At 42.7% G+C, this 13355-nt stretch carries 15 protein-coding genes; 6 read left to right on the plus strand and 9 right to left on the minus strand.

Annotated features, from left to right (window positions below):
• Positions 1–197 precede the first annotated feature (197 nt).
• From J7384_RS15860 to J7384_RS15875, 4 genes are all read right to left on the minus strand, one after another.
• Positions 198–1295 carry a hypothetical protein gene (locus J7384_RS15860; RefSeq protein ID WP_209115512.1) on the minus strand — a complete coding sequence of 366 codons (1098 nt, stop codon included), beginning with the start codon at positions 1293–1295 and terminating at the stop codon, positions 198–200.
• 12 nt (positions 1296–1307) lie between these two features.
• Entirely contained in the window at positions 1308–2171 is an 864-nt protein-coding gene (locus tag J7384_RS15865; RefSeq protein ID WP_209115513.1) for a ThiF family adenylyltransferase, read from the minus strand.
• A 19-nt stretch (positions 2172–2190) separates the two neighbouring features.
• Positions 2191–2991: a PEP-CTERM/exosortase system-associated acyltransferase gene (locus J7384_RS15870; RefSeq protein WP_247741831.1), complete on the minus strand. Its 801-nt coding sequence runs from the start codon at positions 2989–2991 to the stop codon at positions 2191–2193.
• Between the two features lie 133 nt (positions 2992–3124).
• The gene (locus tag J7384_RS15875) at positions 3125–3940 is read right to left on the minus strand and encodes a patatin-like phospholipase family protein (RefSeq protein WP_209115515.1); all 816 of its coding nucleotides are present in this window, start codon (positions 3938–3940) and stop codon (positions 3125–3127) included.
• 132 nt (positions 3941–4072) lie between these two features.
• Here J7384_RS15875 and J7384_RS15880 point away from each other — a divergent pair, with 132 nt between their 5' ends.
• Positions 4073–4834, plus strand: coding sequence for a serine protease (locus J7384_RS15880; RefSeq protein ID WP_209115516.1), 762 nt, complete (start codon positions 4073–4075; stop codon positions 4832–4834).
• Positions 4835–4889: 55 nt separating this feature from the next.
• Here J7384_RS15880 and J7384_RS15885 read toward each other — a convergent pair whose 3' ends face one another.
• The 3 genes from J7384_RS15885 to gpmM form a co-directional block, all read right to left on the minus strand.
• Positions 4890–5642: a divergent polysaccharide deacetylase family protein gene (locus J7384_RS15885; RefSeq protein ID WP_209115517.1), complete on the minus strand. Its 753-nt coding sequence runs from the start codon at positions 5640–5642 to the stop codon at positions 4890–4892.
• Between the two features lie 73 nt (positions 5643–5715).
• Positions 5716–6861, minus strand: coding sequence for a peptidoglycan DD-metalloendopeptidase family protein (locus tag J7384_RS15890; protein WP_209115518.1), 1146 nt, complete (start codon positions 6859–6861; stop codon positions 5716–5718).
• 33 nt (positions 6862–6894) lie between these two features.
• Entirely contained in the window at positions 6895–8439 is a 1545-nt protein-coding gene (gene gpmM, locus J7384_RS15895) for a 2,3-bisphosphoglycerate-independent phosphoglycerate mutase (protein ID WP_209115519.1), read from the minus strand.
• Between the two features lie 265 nt (positions 8440–8704).
• Between gpmM and J7384_RS15900 the strand changes: the two genes are divergently transcribed.
• From J7384_RS15900 to gpsA, 4 genes are read left to right on the plus strand one after another with little or no spacing between them, the layout of a single operon-like run.
• On the plus strand, positions 8705–9133 hold the full coding sequence (locus J7384_RS15900) for a rhodanese-like domain-containing protein (RefSeq protein ID WP_209115520.1): 429 nt from the start codon (positions 8705–8707) through the stop codon (positions 9131–9133).
• A gap of 9 nt (positions 9134–9142) precedes the next feature.
• On the plus strand, positions 9143–9394 hold the full coding sequence (gene grxC, locus J7384_RS15905; RefSeq protein WP_209115521.1) for a glutaredoxin 3: 252 nt from the start codon (positions 9143–9145) through the stop codon (positions 9392–9394).
• Positions 9395–9423: 29 nt separating this feature from the next.
• Positions 9424–9939 carry a protein-export chaperone SecB gene (gene secB, locus J7384_RS15910; RefSeq protein WP_209115522.1) on the plus strand — a complete coding sequence of 172 codons (516 nt, stop codon included), beginning with the start codon at positions 9424–9426 and terminating at the stop codon, positions 9937–9939.
• 17 nt (positions 9940–9956) lie between these two features.
• Positions 9957–10964, plus strand: a complete 1008-nt coding sequence (gpsA, locus tag J7384_RS15915; RefSeq protein ID WP_209115523.1) for an NAD(P)H-dependent glycerol-3-phosphate dehydrogenase — start codon at positions 9957–9959, stop codon at positions 10962–10964.
• A gap of 7 nt (positions 10965–10971) precedes the next feature.
• On the opposite strand, the gene trmL is transcribed toward gpsA, so the two are convergent.
• Positions 10972–11436: a tRNA (uridine(34)/cytosine(34)/5-carboxymethylaminomethyluridine(34)-2'-O)-methyltransferase TrmL gene (trmL, locus tag J7384_RS15920; protein WP_209115524.1), complete on the minus strand. Its 465-nt coding sequence runs from the start codon at positions 11434–11436 to the stop codon at positions 10972–10974.
• A gap of 96 nt (positions 11437–11532) precedes the next feature.
• The gene (locus tag J7384_RS15925) at positions 11533–12309 is read right to left on the minus strand and encodes a hypothetical protein (protein ID WP_209115525.1); all 777 of its coding nucleotides are present in this window, start codon (positions 12307–12309) and stop codon (positions 11533–11535) included.
• Positions 12310–12464: 155 nt separating this feature from the next.
• Here J7384_RS15925 and J7384_RS15930 point away from each other — a divergent pair, with 155 nt between their 5' ends.
• Positions 12465–13349 carry a cation diffusion facilitator family transporter gene (locus J7384_RS15930; protein WP_209115526.1) on the plus strand — a complete coding sequence of 295 codons (885 nt, stop codon included), beginning with the start codon at positions 12465–12467 and terminating at the stop codon, positions 13347–13349.
• Positions 13350–13355 lie beyond the last annotated feature (6 nt).

Here is a 13355-nt window from a genome sequence, read left to right on the forward strand (position 1 = left end):
TCAACTTGCTCGACAACCGACAATTTAAAAGCGAGTGAGTAATCCTTTTGAGTTCGTTTAGTGGTTGATTTCATGATGCTCTCCAATTCATTGATTGAAAAGTGTCAACCTTATTTAGGACGGGTCATACTTACTAATAAAAAACCTCGCATATGCGAGGTTTTTTTTATTGTTTTAAAATGTGTGACTTATTGACGTTAGCCAATTAGTAAGTCAGATAGTTCTTTTCTTACAGAGCGAGAGGTTGGGGCACTGCTGCGTCCTATTCTTGCGAGAAATGCACACGTCCTGACTTTTTCTTCACCGACTAAGCCTTTAAATTGCTCATCCATGGTACTAGCATTTTGTAGTGCTCTGGCATCAGTTGAAAAGTTTATTCCTTCGCGTTGAAATTCAGCAAACATGATAGGAGTATATTCCGGTTGACAGCCCAAGCCGAGCGTTTCAGCAGTCAACCAAAGCCGCATTACAACTCGGCCGGTTTCAATAAAATCATCTAAGCTTTTATCGGTTTCTGTTTTGGTTAGTAAAAAGTGTCCACTGCACTTTATTGCGGTTAAATAATCGAGTCTAAATTTTGCCCAAACTGTACCGAATAAGTATTTTTCAACAAAATGAAAACGAGACCAAGATTTCATCGCCCATTTAGTCAATGCTTGCGTTATTGGATCGACTCCCAGTGATTTAGGAGGAATTTTTGTTGGACTAAATGTTTCATAACCCTTTCGAAAGTCAATTATTTTGGAATGAACATCATACCCTTCTTTCATCACATATCGCGTATGAGAGTTACCGTACAAAAGCTTACCAATTTTTTTCTTTTCGCTGCTAGACTCGAACCAAGTGAGTTCAAAACCTGTGGGTAGGCATTGTTCAAATGCTAGCTTTTCTCTCTCGCTCAATGGCTTACTACCCATCAGCTTTCTTTGAACAGAACGAGTTTTAATGGCGTTAAATAACGGGTGTTGAGAGGTGATTTCGTCAGCGGTTAACGTAACTAAAAAAATAGTTAGCTGTTGGTCATCGCCATTTGGTCGTTTTTCATACCTGGTGTTAAATCCGTGTTGTTTTGCCGAAATATCAATAGTCTCAAACAACAAGCCAATAGTCAGCCAACTGACGTGACCGTTTAGATCGTAAACCATCCAGTCAGATTCATCTCTACAATGTATCTCGAAGCTTGTTTCACTTATTATTTTAAATTTCCAACTTTGTAAGTTGTCCGGACTCGGACACCATCTGGCGCTATCGAGTATTTGGAGAATTGTGTCTGGAATCACGTGCTCACTATTCATATTTTTCTCCAGTTACCCTTGCCCTTTAAGAACCACTTTTTTGGCTATTTGGTACATGAGCCATTGTATTGGGTTGCGATTTCCCCATGGACGCCATGTTTTAACAAGCTTGTTTCTATAAGCATCAAAGTGCATGCCATGAGGGGCTTTAATGATGTCACCGCGGTTTAACAGTATTTTTAGAACATACGAAGACGCTGCTCCACCACACAGTTTTACCCCCATAGCGGTAGACGGGGCGGTTTGAGCAATAAAGTCACTGGTACTTGGATCAACCAAGTATTTGCGTTGTATAAGAGAGGGGCTTAGACCAACTAAAAATTTAACGAGTTGCTCGTTTTCTGTCTGACAATCATTAAATCTAAAGTAGTCCTCATAGCTCATGCTATCAGGAGTAAAGCAAATCAGTGCAACGCCCATGCCTATTGGCGCTGCGACAACTACTGGAATATTCTTTTCATAACACTTACGGTACATTAGCTTACGGGCGTTAAGTGCAAAGTAATCCAAGCTGTCGACATATACATCAACATCTTTTAAAAATTCATCGGCATTCTCTTCGTTCACACCCTCCGGAAAGCTATTGATTTCAGCTTCAGGATTAATATCGAGAATTACTTCTCTCATGACATCAACTTTGGGTTGGTTGACTGTGGACATAAATGCGCCAGCTTGTCGATTAAAGTTGTGTACTTCATACTCGTCGAAATCTGAGATTTGAAATTTACCAATACCTAATCTGGCTAATGTTACTAAGTGTTCACTACCAACACCACCTGCTCCAGCCGTAGCAACACGCTTTTCTCTTAATAAAGACTGTTCCTCTTGTGTCAGCCAGCCGATATTTCTAGAAAAAGCATTCTTATAGTCAAACATGTTAAATTCCTGAAAGTGACTAATTCCCTGATGAAAGTATTTGTTGATTGATGGTTTTGTTGATTTCTAAAAACAAGCTTTGGAAACCATTGCTCAAGTTGTTCAAGAACATATCTGCATTGATATAATATGGCGCTCTTTTACCGTGATACTCAATCGCCGGACCGATTTGTTCGAATTTAATACCGACAAACTGCATACTTCGAGCAAGTCTTGGCTCCATCATTACAAAAGCATGATTAATACCTGATTCTATCGCAATAGTCGCCGCTGTCATATATAAACCGATAGCGATAAATGGAAAGCAACGCAGCTCAGTTTCAGAATATGTGGTCTCACTGATTACACCGGTTGCCGATCCGGTGAAGCGATCATTTTTACGTCGTCTAAATTGGTTTTTAACTGCTAATCTGGAGAATTCGCATATTTCACCTCTTTTAAAATATCTTGGATGAAATTGGTCATGTTGCATTGAGTCACCACAATAGTACTCTATTGGCATTTGTTCAGATGAATCAGATGATTTAACAACACGAATACATCCAGTGTAGATATTTGATGGCTTGTGCTTAATGAGTGCTAATTCGGAATGTGCGTCGAATGAATCTGTTTCTAAACCGCTTTGGTGTGTTGGTAAAAAATTGAGCTCATCGCAATAAACATTGTGTCTAATTTGAAAGACTTCTTCTCTTGACTTAGGGGTCAAGGCTAATTCAGGTTCGAGATATTGTGTAAAGTGATCGGCAATGCTATGAGCTTCGCTGTTGGCTTTAATTGAAGCAACCTTACGAGCAGCATCCCCAATGATAGGGGTATCCATGATTTTTTTGCTCCAACTCATAATTACCTCATATCATTAAAAAAATATGCACAATAAAGGTTATCTGCACGCTATTACATTACTTTAGTATATATGACAATTTGCCGTAGGCTACTGGTTTTTAATTACAATTTTAACTAACTTTGATCGGAATCACTTGTTTAGCAGTGTGATAACCTTTGAAGAATAATATTTCTTTTTCTTGTTCTGACATCATAAAGTCTACCGCTGAACTTTTACCTGTATTTACTACTATTGTATTGTGCCAAAACGCGTCATTGATATATTCACGCGAAATAGTGGTCATAAATGTCCTAATTAGCAAAGTCACATAATTTATAATAGGGAAAATGCCATTCGTTTTGATGTCATCATAATCGTGCTCGCCTCTGAGGCGAAAACAAAGCACAGGGGTGCCATCTTGTGCCCAATCTCGATGAAGGGCATCTTCCGATAAAATACTGCCATCAACCATTAGGTGTTGGTTAAAAGGTTTAAAACTAAAGAACAATGGAATTGACATTGAAAACCTGACGGCTAATGATACTTTTAAATTTGGTGTGCGTTCTTTGTCAAAAATGACAGGGGTACCCTTTTTAACATCAGTCGCGACAATGTGTAGATTTTTTTCGAGTTGAGCAAATGTTTTGCCCGCTAAGTAATGGTCAACCCATTGTTCAAAAGCATCGCCAGAACTAAGTCCACCACAGCGAATAAGTTTCAGCAAAGAAAACTCACGGAACTGATTGTAATCTGTCGTTAGCGCGATTCGTTTAATTTCTGATAGTGATAACCCTGCGGCGAAAAAGCTACTGACAATACTGCCACCTGAGACACCAACTATATGATCGAAATCCAGTGCGAATTCTTCTAGTGCGCTCAGAATACCGACGTGCGCCGGTAATCGGGTGCCGCCGCCGGCGAGTATGGGAACAATTTTCTTGGTCACGCTCTAATCACCTTGAATAAACCTTTTTATATCAAACTATTATGGTCAAGGTTTTACGTTTTTGCGAATGACATATAAAAACTACTAGCGAATTTGTTATAGTCTATGCGTTGTCATATTTTCGAGAAAAGCATGCGTTTTTATTATCTGTTAGCTCTTTGTTGCTACCTTGTTCAATGGCCATTGTATGCCGAACTCAAAGATACGATTGTAAAAGTAAAACCGTCAGTGGTTGGTGTTGGTGTTTATACACCAACGGGAAGGCCGCAAAACACGATTAGAGGTACAGGGTTTGTCATTGGTGACGGTCGACATATCGTTACCAATAAACATGTTCTGCCCGATGAGCTAGATCAAGCGTTGAGGCAAAAAATGGCTGTTTTTATTGGCTCAGGTCGTCAAGCTGAAGTAAGAAATGCAGAAATAGTGGCGCAATCTTCGCGCTATGATTTAGCTGTACTGCGCATCAAAGGCCAACCTTTAAAAAGCTTAAAATTAGCCGGTAGCGACTATCTACAAGAGGGCACTTATGTCGCGTTCACTGGTTTTCCTATTGGGGCGGTACTGGGTCTTTATCCGGTAACTCATCGGGGTATTATTGCCAGTATTACACCGACAATTGCCCCCGTGTCTGATGCCGCCCAGCTCAATCCGCGCATGCTCAGATCTTTGCGCGAGCCCTATTTGGTTTATCAGCTCGATGCCACCGCCTACCCGGGGAATAGTGGCAGTGCTTTATACGATGTCGCAACGGCGGAAGTTGTTGGTGTTATTAACAAAGTGTTTGTCCAAGAAACTAAAGAAGCGGTTATCGAAAAGCCCAGTGGTATCACCTATGCCATCCCAGTAAAACACTTGCACGAATTGTTAGCGGAATACAATATTACTTTTTAGGTAACTAGTGTTATATCAATTAGCGCTGCACTATTTTAGATTTGGCTTATCTCGCCTAGTCTTCGGCGAGTTGAGCTGGGTTAGCTGAGTCGGTGACAAATAATTCCGATACTGGGACCAGCTCAATATTGGCTGATTTTAACTTAGGTAATAAGTTTTTCAGCGCTGCTATCGTCTCGGGGTGAGGATGGGCAATAGCGACCAGCTTGTTGTCAGTTTTCGCTCTGGCAATCAACTGTTCAAACTGACCTTGAATGTATTGTTGTGACAGTTGATTGTCTAAAAAGACATCTCGTCTAGTACTCGAGAGTCCGTGAGCTTTAGCGATGCGCTCCGCCTTGCTGTTACCAGTGGTCACGCTGTCGATAAAGAATAAGTCACGCTGCTTTAAAAAGCGCATGGTTGCGGTCATCGGCTTGGTCATTTGGGTCAGTCGTGAACCCATGTGATTATTTATCCCTTTGGCAAATGGAATTTCTTCAAATGCTCGGCTCAGTTGGCGATGAATATTGGCTTCGTTCATTTGGCTAGTTAGCGCGCCAGGGCCGAGTTTTTTGCCATTGGTCGCTTCCATTGGGATATGCAAAAGCACGTCTTTATTAGCTTTGTGAGCCTGCATTGCGAGTCGTTTACCAAACGGAGTATGGGGCAATACTGCGTAGGAGATATTGCCGGGCAACGTTAATGCCTCGATATCTGTCGCGCGGTAGCCAATATCATCGATAATAATGGCGAGCTTAGTGGCGCTAGCAAAAAATAGAGACTGAGCAATTAATAAGGCAAAAGTAAACAGTGCTCGAAGTGTCATTGGGAAAGTTGTGTTTATTAGTATTGTTATAAAAAGTTAGCTTAGCACTATGGTTCAGGGTTGGCTAGCGATACTAGCGACACCATTGTCTCGGGTTAACCGCTTTGCCTTGGTGGCGGATCTCGAAATACAAGCCCGATTGAGCTTGGCCACCACTTTGGCCAACCAGTGCAATGGGCTCACCGGTTTCTACTCGATCGCCAACTTTTTTCAGCAGCGTTTGGTTGTGACCATACAGGCTCATATAACCTTGGCCGTGGTCGATCACGGTCACTAAACCATAGCCTTTGAGCCAATCGGCAAACAGCACTTTGCCATTGTGAATACTGTGAACCTGTCGGCCAACTGGTGCACTAAACATCGCGCCTTTCCAGGTTAAATAGCCTTGTTTTCGGCTGCCGTAGCGATTCACTTTTCTACCTTTAACTGGCCAAGAAAGTTTGCCTTTTAAATGCTTTAAACCGGCTAAGTTAACTGATTGCTTGGCAAGTCGTTCAAGTTCTTTTAAGGCGGCGACCAACTGCGCTTCTTGTTGTTCAAGCTGGGCTATTTTGTCTTGATCTGAGGTAATCTGTTTGTTGAGTTTAGCAATAGTGCTTTGTCGCTTGGCTTTGTTCTTTTGTAATGAGCTTTGCTGGCTTTGTTGACTGCTTTGCAAAGCGGCAAGCTCAGCAGATTTTTCTTGATGTGCTTGAGTCACTTCAAGTAAGCGACTAATGGTTTGCTCAAATTGATTAATTTGTTTGATGCGCGCCTGATTAAGGTACTGGAAATAGCTTAAATTACGCTGAACTTGAGCGCTGTCTTCTTGGTTGAGTAGCAACTTTAAATAATCGTATTGCCCGGTTGAGTAAGCACTGCGAATCTGCTTCGCCAGTTGGCGCTCTTGTTGCTGTTTTTTTAGCGTCAGTGTTTGTTTTTGCTCGGCGAGTTCACTAAGTTCGTTGGTTGTCGTTTTAAGTGAACGCTTAGTTTGTGCAATTGCTTTGCTCAATTTAGCAATTGCCAAATCATCGCGCTTTAATGCATCTTGCAATGCTTGCGTATTCTTCTGCAGCCGGGCTAGTCTGGCCTTGCGCTCGGCGATCGACTGTTTGACGGTTGATAACGCTTGGGCAGTTTGCTTTTCTTTTTTTGATTCAGCGGCAACAGTGACTTGAGTCGCCAGTAAGCTGGCGACTGCTAACCATGTTAAAACTATAAACCGCGTTAACGACATCAAGGCTGACTTAGCTAACTTACTTAATTAAATTTAGGCGTCTACCTTCATCAATGGCTGGCCAGTCATTTCTTCTGGCTGCTCCATGCCCATTAAATGCAAAATTGTTGGTGCGATATCTTGTAATGCTCCCGTTTTTGCAGGTGTTGCATTGCGACCAACATAAATCAGTGGCACAGGTTCGCAAGTGTGAGCTGTGTGGGCTTGGCCCGATTGAGGGTTGACCATTTGCTCGGCATTACCGTGGTCTGCGGTAATTAAACACTCACCGCCCATTTTTTCAAGGGCAGCTAATACCCGGCCAATTGACTGATCAACCGCTTCACAGGCTTTTACCGCTGCGTCGTATTTACCAGTGTGGCCAACCATATCACCATTTGGATAGTTACAAATAATGACATCGTGTTCACCACTTTCAATTGCGGCCACTAATTTATCAGTAAGCAGTGGCGCGTTCATCTCGGGTTGTAAGTCGTAAGTGGCGACTTGAGGTGATGGGATCAAAATACGCTCTTCACCATTAAAGGTATCTTCGCGACCGCCACTAAAGAAAAAGGTGACGTGGGCATATTTTTCAGTTTCTGAAATGCGCAATTGCGTTTTATTGTGTTTTTCCAACCATTCACCTAGAACATTGTTAAGTGGCTCCGGTGGGAATGCGCAACTGGTGTTAATGTCGGCGGCGTACTCGGTTAACATAACAAAATCGCTAATTGTTGGCTGGCGTTGCTTGTTAAAACCGTCGAAATTTTCTTGGATAAAGCTACGGGTGAATTGACGTGCGCGGTCAGCTCTAAAATTCATAAAAATGAGTGCATCGCCATCGTCTACGGTAACTGTTTCGCCAGCGGCATTAGTAATCGCGCTAGCTTGAACAAACTCGTCGTTTTCATCGCGATCATACGCTGCTTGTAAGGCGCTGACGCCATCAGAAAAATGATATTGTGCGGTGCCGTCAACCATTAAGTTGTAGGCTGTTTCTACGCGTTCCCAACGCTGGTCTCTATCCATCGCGTAGTAGCGGCCAATAATTGAAGCCAATTGGCCAGTGCCAATCGCGGCGAATTTTTCTTGTGCTTTAATAATTGATGCTTCGGCGCTGCGCGGCGGGGTGTCGCGACCGTCTAAAAATGCGTGCAAGTATATCGCTTTGGCACCGCGTTGGTGAGCGAGATCTATCATGGCAAAAATGTGATCTTCGTGACTGTGAACACCACCCGGTGACAACAAACCAAAAATATGCACGGCTTTGTCTGCGCTAACTGCTTTATCGACTGCTTGGCACAATGCTGGATTTTGACTGAACTCACCGTCTTCAATCGATTTAGTAATACGAGTAAAATCTTGATAAACAACCCTGCCGGCGCCTAAGTTGACATGACCTACTTCTGAATTACCCATTTGTCCATCTGGCAAGCCAACCGCCATACCTGACGTGTCGATCAGCATATTCGGGTAATTTTTCTTGAGGCCATCAAGTACGGGGGTGTTAGCGTGAAAAATCGCGTTTGATTCTTGCTCCTCACGATATCCCCAACCATCTAAAATAATAAGAACCGTACTTTTCTTCGCTGACATTGATAAATCCTGACTATTACTGGTGTCGAAAACTGCCTCTATTTTACATACTTTTAGCGCAATGTAATCATGTTATCTGTACTGAAATATTCTGTTTAGTTATTCGTCATCTGGCCTGATTGTTTTTGCCTTTGCTAGCAAGGAGATGAGTTTGCCATCAACGTGATAAATGTCTCGTTGACTACTGTTGAGCTAGATTGTGTATTAAACTGGTTTCGGTATACTGTAGCCAATTTTTAGTTACTCGTTAGTTTGCTTTCACACTATGGACCAATACATTAGCTTTTTTAGCAACCACGCCTTACTTAGTGCCGCTTGGGTTGCAATTATTGTCGCGCTTATTTTTACTACGGTAAAAATGCAGTTTTCGCCGGTAAAACAGGTATCGCCTCAAGACTTAACGTTTTTGGTCAATCGCCAAGAGGGTATTGTTGTTGATATCCGCACCGAAAAAGAGTTTCGCACCAGTCATATTCTTTCTGCCAAGCACTTGTCGACGGAAAAAGTTAACAACAATGACTTTGGCGGCCTTGAAAAAAATAAAGATAAACCCATTATTGTCGTATGTACCGCAGGTATTACTGCAGTCAAAGTGGCTGAGCAGCTTGCCAAAGCTGGTTTTAGCCAAGTCAATTTACTCAAAGGTGGTATGAACGCATGGTTAAATGCTGGCTTACCGCTAGCTAAGAAGTAGGCGTTTATCATGGCAAAAATCGATATTTATACCAAAGGTTACTGTCCTTACTGCATGCGTGCTAAAGCGTTATTAGCTGAAAAGGGACAGAGCTTTAACGAAATTAAAATTGACCAAAAGCCTGAGCTTAGACCAAAAATGATTAAGCGCAGCAATGGTGCTTCAACCGTGCCACAAATTTTTATTAACGATAAGCACATTGGTGGTTGCGATGATTTATACGCACTTGAAGCCGCTGATAAATTAGATGCCTTGTTGTAACCCATTATATTTACTAGGAAATAAATCTCATGTCTGATGAAGTTCAAAACGGTGCTGCGCAAGGCGCGGAACAAGCAACACCACAATTTGCTATTCAACGCGTTTACACTAAAGACGTTTCATTTGAAACGCCAAACTCGCCAGCTATTTTCCAAAAAGAGTGGAAGCCTGACATCAAACTTGATTTAGACACTCGTTCTAACAAGCTAGCTGAAGACACTTATGAAGTTGTATTAGCGGTAACTGTAACAGCAACTATTGAAGGTCAAACTGCATTTTTGGCTGAAGTACAGCAAGCGGGTATTTTTACTATTGGTAACCTACCTGAAGCTCAATTGGCTCACACCATTGGCGCATTCTGCCCAGGTACTTTGTTCCCATACGCACGTGAAACTGTGGCAAGCTTAGTTAACCGTGGTTCATTCCCACAATTGAACTTAGCGCCAGTTAATTTTGATGCGTTATTTGCTTCTTACGTTCAGCAGCGTCAAGCTGAGCAAGCAGCACAAGCTGGCACTGCACCAGCGAGCACTGAAACTCACTAATTCACGTCTAACGTTTTATGTCTAAAACAGCGGCGAGTATTACAGTCTTGGGGGCGGGGTCGTACGGCACCGCCCTTGCTATTTGTTTAGCGAGAAACGGCCATCAAACCACCCTGTGGGGGCGAGATGCTGAGCACGTTGAGCAAATGAAGCGCCAAGGCTGTAATCAAAAATACCTTCCAGATGCACAGTTTCCCGAAACTTTAGTTCCAGAGCAAGACCTTGCTAAAGCGGTTGCCGCTAATGATGTTTTATTGTTAGTTGTGCCAAGCCATGCGTTTAATCAAATGCTTAACGAGATTAAACCTATGTTGACGGCAAAGCACAAAATTGCCTGGGCAACTAAAGGTTTAGATCATCAATCGGGTCGTTTGTTGCAGGACGTTGCTCGTGATATTTTGGGTGATGAAACCTCATTAGCTGTGCTCTCTGGGCCAACGTTTGCCAAGGAGATGGCTGCTGGACTACCAACGGCTATTTCATTGTCGTCAACCGACGACGATTTTGTTGAGCAACTGTCAAACTTATTACATTGCCAAAAGCGCTTTCGGGTTTATACCAACAATGATTTTGTTGGCGTTCAACTCGGTGGTGCGGTAAAAAACGTGATTGCGATTGGCGCTGGTATGGCTGACGGTATTGGCTTTGGCGCTAATGCGAGAACTGCACTTATTACTCGTGGCCTCGCTGAAATGACCCGATTAGGGCTTAAATTAGGCGCAGATGCCAATACCTTTATGGGGATGGCAGGGCTTGGTGATTTAGTACTGACTTGTACCGATAACCAGTCGCGAAATCGTCGCTTTGGTCTTGCCTTAGGACAGGGCACCTCAGTTGAACAGGCAATGCAGGACATTGGTCAAGTCGTCGAAGGCTATCGCAATACTAAAGAAGTACATATGCTTGCTGAACGCGTTGGCATTGAAATGCCAATTGTCGAGCAAATTTACCAAGTTTTATACGGCGGTAAAAGTGCGCAACAAGCCGCGATGGACTTGTTGGCGCGCGATAAAAAAGACGAGTAAGGCGTGTTTAGACGGCGTCGGGAAAACCGAGCTGGCGCCACGCTTCAAAAATAATGACAGCCGTAGCATTTGACAAGTTCATGCTGCGACTTTCTTTTACCATTGGGATTCTGATTTTATCTTGATCGGGAATCTGTTCTCGCACATATTCAGGCAAACCGCTAGTTTCTGAGCCAAACAGTAAGTAATCACCCGCTTTAAAGTCTACTTGATGATGATAGCGAGTGGCTTTAGTGGTAATCGCATAAATGCGCTCAGGCGTTTCACTCGCGACAAAGTCGGCAAAGCTGGCGTGCTTTTTAATCGCAGCAAATTCGTGGTAGTCCAAACCAGCGCGCTTTAAGCGCTTGTCTTCAATTGAAAAACCGAGTGGCTCTATCAGGTGTAATTGAAAACCAGAATTGGCACAAAGGCGAATGATGTTACCTGTATTGGGCGGAATTTCAGGCTGAAAGAGAACGACGTTGAGCATGTTTGAGCGCCTTACATAAGCTAGTAATAACAAAGGCGCTATTATAGCGCCTTTGTTGGTTTAGATTAGCTTTATATTAGCTTTTTGTACGAGCTTTTAGCCTTTTAGTTTATCGAGTAAACCGCCGAGCTTTTCTTTCGCTTTTTCTTTGATTTTCTCTACTGCTTTTTCTTTAATTTGACGTTTTTGTTCGTCTTTTGCTTCATTAGCAATTGCTTTTATCACTTGTTTGGCAATTTCACCGCCTAGCTGGCTCGCTGGTAAGCCTTGTTCACCGCCAATATTGTTTAACTGAATATCGGCTAACGTCACTTGATGTTCTTTGTTACCTAAGGCAGTTAAATCTAACGCTAGCGCAACGCCTGACACAGTAAGTTCAGTGACCTTAATTTTAGGTTCAGCTTGGCCGCTCGGTGTTTGCTCAGGTGCTGGCTCACTGCCACTCGATTTAGGTAGATTTTTGTTAATTGCATCAATGATTTGATTGAAGTTGGTAGCGCCTTGCTGGTTGAGCTCAACAAATGCTTTTGGGTCGGCAATTTTGATTTGATCAATAACAATCGCTTCAGGTTTTTTCTTGCGCAAGTTAGCTAGGCTTTCAACGTTGATATCTAAAGTAATATCGCCAAGAGAAATGGCATGTGGTTGCTTAAAGCCTTCTGGGTTGGTCACGGTTAAACCGCGAATACTGCCAAAGCCTTCAAATAGTTTGATATCGACTTCGCCGACTTTAACTGTCTGCTCAGTATATTTACTGCCCTGAATTTCAATTTGTTCTTTAACTAAAGGGTTGAGTGAGCCATTGGCTAAAAACCATAAGCCCGCGCCCAGCGCGAGTAAAATGACAATGACAGCGATTGCGAGTTTTTTCATTAGAAGTCCTTGTGATTGAGTAACTTGAGATAGCTTGGGTATATACTATATCTTAGATGATAGACTTTGATTATTAAACCGTTGTTCAGGCAAATAAGCTGATATATTGCAAAATAGTTGTCGTCGAACAGTTGTAGCGAAAATTGGATATATAAATGACTAACCAGTATCAGTTTTGGGTGAACTTGGCGGCTAAATTTGCGATTTTTTCTGCGGTACTCTTACTTCTGATCAAGCTTTACGCGTGGTGGTCAACTGATGCCAGCGTTATGTTGGCATCGGCAACCGACTCCTTAGTCGATCTCTTTGCCTCTGCCGCCAATGTGCTCATGCTCAAAGTGGCACTGTCACCACCTGATGAAAATCATAACTATGGCCATGGTAAAGCAGAAAGCTTGGCTGGTTTATTACAGGCTGCATTTGTCGCTGGCTCAGCGGTACTGCTACTAGTCAATGGGATTGAACACATTGCTGCACCTAAGTCTATTCAGCAGGCATCGATTGCGATTTGGGTGACCGTGCTCAGTCTAGCAATGACCATATTATTGGTGATGGTTCAACACATTACTATTAGTAAAACTGAATCGGTTGCGATTAAAGCTGACTCGCTTCACTACAAAGGCGATATTTTACTTAACCTCAGTGTCTTAGCCGCACTGCTGTTAGCGGAATATGTCACGCCAACTGCTGATGGTATTTTTACCTGTTTAGTGGCCAGCTATTTGTTAATTAATAGTGTCGTGATAGCCAAACAAAGTATCGATCAACTGATGGATAGGACCTTAGCTGAAACTGAGCTAGAACAAGTTAAGCACGCTATTAGGCAACATCCAGAAGTCATTGGTTATCGCAATTTAAAAGCGAGAAAATCAGGGGCGGTTAGTTTTATTCAGGTCGACTTAGAACTAGCAGACCATCTAACTTTGTTAACGGCCCATGATATTGGCTTACAGGTGGAGGAGCACATTCATCAGGTCATCGACAATGCCGAAGTCGTTATCCATCACGAGCCTGCACCTGCCAATCGTTCGTTATATTGATATGAC

It is taken from the genome of Endozoicomonas sp. G2_1, from assembly GCF_017744155.1.
Taxonomy (GTDB): domain Bacteria; phylum Pseudomonadota; class Gammaproteobacteria; order Enterobacterales; family Alteromonadaceae; genus JAGHQT01.

What these genes read in the sequence shown, in the direction of transcription:
- J7384_RS15860 (WP_209115512.1), bottom strand. Translation starts at nt 1,295, where the DNA reads ATGAATAGTGAGCACGTGATTCCAGACACAATTCTCCAAATACTCGAT.
- J7384_RS15865 (WP_209115513.1), bottom strand. Translation starts at nt 2,171, where the DNA reads ATGTTTGACTATAAGAATGCTTTTTCTAGAAATATCGGCTGGCTGACA.
- J7384_RS15870 (WP_247741831.1), bottom strand. Translation starts at nt 2,991, where the DNA reads ATGGATACCCCTATCATTGGGGATGCTGCTCGTAAGGTTGCTTCAATT.
- J7384_RS15880 (WP_209115516.1), top strand. Translation starts at nt 4,073, where the DNA reads ATGCGTTTTTATTATCTGTTAGCTCTTTGTTGCTACCTTGTTCAATGG.
- J7384_RS15885 (WP_209115517.1), bottom strand. Translation starts at nt 5,642, where the DNA reads ATGACACTTCGAGCACTGTTTACTTTTGCCTTATTAATTGCTCAGTCT.
- J7384_RS15890 (WP_209115518.1), bottom strand. Translation starts at nt 6,861, where the DNA reads ATGTCGTTAACGCGGTTTATAGTTTTAACATGGTTAGCAGTCGCCAGC.
- gpmM (WP_209115519.1), bottom strand. Translation starts at nt 8,439, where the DNA reads ATGTCAGCGAAGAAAAGTACGGTTCTTATTATTTTAGATGGTTGGGGA.
- J7384_RS15900 (WP_209115520.1), top strand. Translation starts at nt 8,705, where the DNA reads ATGGACCAATACATTAGCTTTTTTAGCAACCACGCCTTACTTAGTGCC.
- grxC (WP_209115521.1), top strand. Translation starts at nt 9,143, where the DNA reads ATGGCAAAAATCGATATTTATACCAAAGGTTACTGTCCTTACTGCATG.
- secB (WP_209115522.1), top strand. Translation starts at nt 9,424, where the DNA reads ATGTCTGATGAAGTTCAAAACGGTGCTGCGCAAGGCGCGGAACAAGCA.
- gpsA (WP_209115523.1), top strand. Translation starts at nt 9,957, where the DNA reads ATGTCTAAAACAGCGGCGAGTATTACAGTCTTGGGGGCGGGGTCGTAC.
- trmL (WP_209115524.1), bottom strand. Translation starts at nt 11,436, where the DNA reads ATGCTCAACGTCGTTCTCTTTCAGCCTGAAATTCCGCCCAATACAGGT.
- J7384_RS15925 (WP_209115525.1), bottom strand. Translation starts at nt 12,309, where the DNA reads ATGAAAAAACTCGCAATCGCTGTCATTGTCATTTTACTCGCGCTGGGC.
- J7384_RS15930 (WP_209115526.1), top strand. Translation starts at nt 12,465, where the DNA reads ATGACTAACCAGTATCAGTTTTGGGTGAACTTGGCGGCTAAATTTGCG.